The following is a 4,326-nucleotide window of genomic DNA, read 5'->3' as shown; positions in this document are numbered from 1 at the left end:
CGACGGCGGCACGGACGCCGGGGCCGGATTCGGCAGGCGGACGCCGCTGAGGTCGACGGAGCCGCTGTCGCGGCCGGACGTCTCGTGCGGGCCCGCGCCGAACTGGTAGCCGCCGGGGGCGACATCGACCGCATCCCCGTCAGGAACGTCTTCTGCCCGATGATCTACGCCCCGGTCACCGCCCGCGCGCGTGGGCGGTGGAACGGGCACCCGGTCGCCTTCAGGAAGACCTACGCCAACACCTGCGTGCTGAACGCGCGGACCGGCTCGGTCTTCGCCCTGGACGGCTGACCGGGCGGCGCGGTCTGCGCGGGACCTGTCTCACGTCAGCTGCTCCCGGGCGTGCTGCGCCGCCATCAGCACCGTCCGGGACTGGTGCTCCACCTGGTGGTCCAGGGGCACCCAGCGGGCCCGGAAACGCAGCGCGAAGGCCTCGCACCACGTGGCGACCAGTTGCTCCAGCCGTGGTGCCGCCCGGTCGTCGGCCTCCCGCAGCACCCGGAGCAGCATCGCCGCCGCCCGCAGCGGCAGCCGCCGCCCGAAGGCGTCCACGCTGCCCACGTACGCCATCGTCTGGGCGGCCGGAGGGGTGTGGATCCAGTCCTCGGCCAGGCCCGGAATCAGCTCCAGCGCCCACCGCGAGGCCCGCAGCAGCGGCCCGTCCGCTCCGTCGAGACGGGGCAGCGCCTCGGTCAGCACCCCCTCCACCTCCAGCGAGTCCCGCAGCAGCCGCTGGGCGAGGCGCCGCATCGCCGCCGCCGGCGCCGGGTGCGGCGCCGGGTCGTCCACCAGGTCGCTGGCCCACATCGGGACCTCCACCACGGCCGTCAGGCCGCCGTACCGGTGCGCGTGGTACCAGGTGCTGTGCCGGGCGTCGTCCGGCATGCTCGGGTAGGCGACGCCCGTCTCCGGGCCGGGCATCACATGCACCCCGGGACCCGACGCCGGCCAGCCCGCCGCGTCCGAGGCCCCCGTCTCCACCGGGATGTGCAGCTGGGCCGCGGACTTGGCGAAGGGTTCCGCCAGGCCCGGCACGTCCTTGGTCAACTGCACCCAGCTGCCGCCCAGATCGGTGCCGTGCAGGGTCACCTGGAGGTACGGGCGCAGCTCGTCGATCACCCCGGTCAGCGCCCGCGTCTCGGGCGGCAGCCGGTCCGGCGGCAGCACCGAGGGAGACCACTCGGGCTGCTCCGCGCCGGTCGGCCGGTAGAAGCCGAGGTGGTAGTCGAGCAGGCTGCGCGGCGCCGGCGTGACATGCAGGCTCGCTCCGTCCGGGTCCGCGCACAGCAGGAAGTGCCAGGACGCGTCCGTCCGCAGCTCACGCTCGGCCAGTACCCGCTCCGCCAGCACCCGCAGGGTGGAGCCGCCCGTCGGCTCGTTGGCGTGCGCGCCCGCGACCACCAGCACCGTCCGCCGTGCGTGCCCCACCGACAGCAGGTGCAGGGGCCTTCCCGCGCGCGAGGCGCCCACCTGCCGCAGGGTGCACAGCCCGGGCTCCTGAGCAGCCAACGCCATGGCGGAAGCGACCAGTTCGGGAACACTGGGGTAGCGCAGCTCCGGCAGGAGACTCACCCCCGATTGGTCCGCCCTGCTTCGCCCTCCCAGTCCCGCACGGGATGGGTGAACTGTCAAGCATGCGGCGGGGAGGCTCCCCGGGGCGCTTGGGCGCAGTGTCCGGCGGCGCGCCGGACACTGCGTTCCGGGGGCTCACGGCTGGTGCGGGCCGCGTCCCGCGGGAGTCAGGAGCATTTCCCCGGCCGCCTCGTACATCGCCTCCTCAGCCCTCCGTGACCCGCTCCAGGAGGGCCACCGGGAGCCGTTCGAAGAGGTCGGCCAGGCGCGCGTGGCCGGTGAACTCGCGCTCCGGTGCGAGTGCGTCCGCCCAGCGTCCGGGCGGCAGGGGCAGGCGCGTCTCCCGCCAGCCGCCCGCCTCCGCGAGCCGCAGCGACAGCCGGGTCACCGCCGTGACCACCTCGCCGGAGCGCGTGAACGCCGCGCAGTGCTCCGCCGCCCGGCCCTCGGCGGCCAGCGGCTCGTACGACGCGCTCGCGCCGAAGGCGCCCGGCCGCCGGGCGCGCAGCCGCAGCGCGGCCGCCGTCAGCGCGTCCTTCTCGCCCGGTGAGGCGGGCGGGAACGACACCGGCCGCCGGTTGTCCGGGTCCACCAGCGCCCGGTACTCGCCCTCCGTGCCCTGGTACACGTCCGGCACCCCCGGCATCGTCAGATGGACCAGTGCCGCGCCGAGCACGTTGGCCCGCACATGCGGCTCCAGCGCCTTGCGGAACGCGGCCACACGCTCGCCGGGCGGCCCGCACGGACCCGCGGCGACGAAGGCCGCCACCGCCTCCTCGTACGGCGGCTCCTGCTCCGTCCAGCTGGTGTACATGCCCGCCTCGCGCACATGCTTCAGCAGCGCCTGCCGGACCCGCTCCTCCTCGGCCGGGCCCAGCCCGAACACCGTCTGCCAGGCGGCCCAGGCCAGCTGCCCGTCGGGCGCGCCCTCCTCGGGCCGGGTCACCTCGGCCAGCAGCTCCGCCCACCGGCCGGGGCACTCGGTGAGCACGGCCAGCGCCGCGCGCACGTCGGCGCTGCGCTTGGTGTCGTGCGTCGAGACGACCGTGCCGGTGAGCGGCCAGTCGCGCTGCACGCGCGCGCAGTACGCGTGGAAGTCCCGCGGCGCCACCCCCGGCCGGCCCGGATCGCCGCCGACCTCGGTCGCCGACAGCAGCGGCACATAGCGGTAGAACGCCGTGTCCTCAACGGACTTGGCCCGCAGCGCCGACGCCGTCTGCGCGAACCGGGTGTGGAACTCCACCCGGTCGGCGAATTCCGGCGCGGACGGGTCACCGGGCGTCTCGACCAGCAGCCGGCGCACGATGTCCACCGCCGTGGCCTCCTCGGGCACGACGAAGGCCAGCCGGGCCTCCTCGGCGGCCCCCTCGGTGACGACGGCGGACGCGTCGGTGGAGGCGTACGGCCGGTACACCCGCATCCGCACCAGCAGTTCCTCCAGGGCCGTGCGCAGCGCCCACGGCGCCCGGTCGCGCAGCGCGAGGTCCGGCGAGGCCGCGCACAGCCGGGCGGCGACCCGGGTGAGCCGGTCGGTCTCGGTGGCCAGCTCGTGCGTGAGCACCTTGTACGCGGCCCGCCGCACCGTGGCGTCCCACACGCCGCCCCGGTCGGTCTGCGGGGCCGCGAACCGCCGGTACCCGGCGAGCAGTTCGGCGGCCCCCTCAGAGTCCGTGAACAGGCCGTCGACATGGCGCAGGGCGTCGTAGCCGGTGGTGCCCGCCACCGGCCAGGAGGCCGGCAGGGCCTCGCCGTCGGCGAGGATCTTCTCCACGACCGTCCAGCGTCCGCCGGTCGCCGCGTGCAGCCGTGCGAGGTAGGCGTCGGGATCGGCGAGTCCGTCGGGATGGTCGACCCGCAGCCCGTCGACCACGCCCTCCTCCAGCAGCTGGAGGATCTTGGCATGGGTGGCGTCGAACACCTCGGGGTCCTCGACCCGCACCCCGATCAGCTCCGAGATGCTGAAGAACCGCCGGTAGTTCAGCTCGGTGCGGGCCAGCCGCCACCACGCCGGGCGGTACCACTGCGCGTCCAGCAACCGCGGCAGCGGCAGGTCCTCGGTGCCCGCGCGGAGCGGGAAGGCGTGGTCGTGGTAGCGCAGCACGTCGCCGTCGGGCACCAGATGCTCCAGCTCCGCGCCGACCGGGCCGCCCAGCACCGGCAGCAGCACCCGGCCGCCGTGCGCCTCCCAGTCGATGTCGAACCAGCGCGCGTACGGCGACTGCGGCCCCTCCCGCAGCACCTCCCACAGGGCGTGGTTGTGCCGGGGCGCCATGGCCATGTGGTTCGGCACGATGTCCACCACCAGGCCGAGACCGTGCTCGCGCGCGGTCCGCGACAGCGCCCGCAGGCCGTCCTCGCCGCCGAGTTCCTCGCGCACGCGCGCGGGGTCCACGACGTCGTAGCCGTGCGCGGATCCCGGAACGGCCTCCAGGACGGGCGACAGGTGCAGGTGCGAGACGCCGAGCGACGCCAGGTACGGTACGGCCGCCGCCGCGGCGGCGAACGGGAACGCGGGCTGGAGCTGTAGCCGGTAGGTGGCCGTGGGCACCTCCGGTCCGGGTCGCGCAGAAGTCATGGAAACCTACGTACCCATCTCGCCCCCTTTCGTGTCATCGGCACCCGTCCGGACTCTTGCGCGGGTACCTGGCTTCGAGCGACGGCGAACGTCGGGGAAGCCGGACCGGCGCCTGACATGGCAGGACACACCCAGAACGAGATCACCATCGCCGCCCCGCTGGACCTGGTCTGGGAGAT

General features: G+C 75.0%; 3 protein-coding genes. 1 reads left to right on the top strand and 2 read right to left on the bottom strand.

The window, feature by feature from the left end:
• On the top strand, positions 1 to 291 hold a 291-nt coding region (locus ACWEN3_RS42390), incomplete at its 5' end, for an SSI family serine proteinase inhibitor (protein ID WP_452982862.1).
• A gap of 30 nt (positions 292 to 321) precedes the next feature.
• Here ACWEN3_RS42390 and ACWEN3_RS42385 read toward each other — a convergent pair.
• Together ACWEN3_RS42385 and treY are read right to left on the bottom strand one after the other, a co-directional pair.
• A complete protein-coding gene (locus ACWEN3_RS42385) occupies positions 322 to 1,572 on the bottom strand; it encodes a M14 family zinc carboxypeptidase (RefSeq protein WP_452982859.1) in 1,251 nt (416 codons plus the stop codon).
• Between the two features lie 205 nt (positions 1,573 to 1,777).
• Positions 1,778 to 4,147: a malto-oligosyltrehalose synthase gene (treY, locus tag ACWEN3_RS42380; protein WP_452982856.1), complete on the bottom strand. Its 2,370-nt coding sequence runs from the start codon at positions 4,145 to 4,147 to the stop codon at positions 1,778 to 1,780.
• Positions 4,148 to 4,326: the final 179 nt, after the last annotated feature.

The organism is Streptomyces sp. NPDC004561 (genome assembly GCF_053602155.1).
The sequence above is the reverse complement of the archived record's forward strand: the minus strand, read 5'-3'. Positions and strand labels throughout refer to the sequence as shown.

Coding starts and splice junctions, on each gene's coding strand:
- treY (WP_452982856.1), bottom strand. CDS start 4,147: ATGACTTCTGCGCGACCCGGACCGGAGGTGCCCACGGCCACCTACCGG.